Consider the following 1,565-nt stretch of genomic DNA (forward strand, 5'->3'; position numbering starts at 1 on the left):
ATGCCACCCTTGCCCTCGGCGTCTCCGGGATACCAGTTCTGCACCGTCGAATATTTGATCTCGGCATCGTCGAGCGCCACCAGTTCGACGACGGCGGCATGCAGCTGGTTCTCATCGCGCTGCGGCGCCGTGCAGCCTTCGAGATAGGAGACGTAAGCCCCCTCCTCGGCGATGATCAGCGTGCGCTCGAACTGGCCGGTGTTCTTCTCGTTCATGCGGAAATAGGTCGACAGCTCCATCGGGCAGCGCACGCCCTTGGGCACGAAGACGAACGAGCCGTCGGTGAACACGGCCGAATTCAGCGTGGCGTAATAATTGTCGGAGGTCGGCACAACCGAGCCGAGATACTTCTTCACCAGTTCGGGATGCTCGCGGATGGCTTCCGAGATCGAGCAGAAGATGACGCCGGCCTGCGCCAGCTCCTTCTTGAAGGTGGTGACGACGGAAACGGAATCGAACACGGCGTCGACGGCGACGCGGCCCGATTTGTAGACATTGTCGCTGACTTCCTCGAGTTCCGAGGCGTCGGTCTTCTGCACGCCGGCGAGGATTTCCTGCTCGCGCAGCGGAATACCGAGCTTCTCGTAGACCTTCAAGAGTTCGGGATCGACATCGCTGAGCGAGGTCGGGCCGGGCGTGCTCTTGGGCGCCGCGTAGAAGTAGATGTCCTGGAAATCGATCTTGGGATAGTGGACGCGCGCCCAGGTCGGCTCGTCAAGCGTCAGCCAACGGCGATAGGCTTCCAGACGCCATTCCAGCATCCAGGACGGTTCGTCCTTCTTGGCCGAAATGAAACGGATAATGTCTTCGCTGAGGCCTTTGGGGGCCTTATCCATCGCGATTTCGGTCTGGAATCCATATTTATATTGGTCGACGTCGATCTTTCGGACCCGATCGATCGTGTCCTGCACAGCAGGCATATGCGTTCTCCATCCACGCCGGGGTCAAGGCCCGACAGTTTTCAAACTATGGCACCGCCAAAACGAACCCCAAAAAGGCGCTTGCGGCAGCGTAAGTTTCATATAGTGCGCTTCGACCGGAAATTCACCCGGCCAGCATGAAACGCACGGCTCTACCAGGCCGAATGGCCCAAATCATTTTCGTCAAGCATCGGATTTTCCCGAAAATCGCTACGCGCTTTTCGGTCCGATGCCCCAACCGCTCACGCGGCTTTTTCTCTATCCGCCCGACGCGCGGCGATTCCCGTCAGCGCAACGCGAAACAACTCGATGTCTTCCGCGCCCGTCGCCGGACCGATCGACACGCGCAAGGCGCCAAGGCTGTCACCGTATCCCATGGCTTTCAGCACATGGCTCGGTCCGACCTTGCCGGACGAACAGGCAGAGCCGGCCGACAGCGCTACGCCGGCCAGGTCGAAGGCGATCTGCGCGGTTTCGGCTTTGACGCCCGCAATAGCGAAGAATGCCGTATTGGCAAGCCTTGGCGCACCGGTTCCGAAGATTTCCGCGTCCGGCACCAGCGTTTTCACGATGGCCTCGATCTCGTCGCGGCGCCGGCGCACCGCATCTATGGCCGGCAATCCGGCCAGGGCCTCGCGGGCGGCC

2 protein-coding genes are annotated in these 1,565 nt (G+C 60.7%); both read right to left on the minus strand.

The window, feature by feature from the left end:
- On the minus strand, window positions 1-920 hold a 920-nt coding region (locus tag EN879_RS35265), incomplete at its 3' end, for a SufD family Fe-S cluster assembly protein (RefSeq protein WP_206521074.1).
- A 242-nt stretch (window positions 921-1,162) separates the two neighbouring features.
- On the minus strand, window positions 1,163-1,565 hold a 403-nt coding region (locus EN879_RS35270), incomplete at its 5' end, for an aminotransferase class V-fold PLP-dependent enzyme (RefSeq protein ID WP_127274683.1).

The organism is Mesorhizobium sp. M7A.F.Ca.AU.002.02.1.1, assembly GCF_003998535.1.
Lineage (GTDB): Bacteria > Pseudomonadota > Alphaproteobacteria > Rhizobiales > Rhizobiaceae > Mesorhizobium > Mesorhizobium ciceri.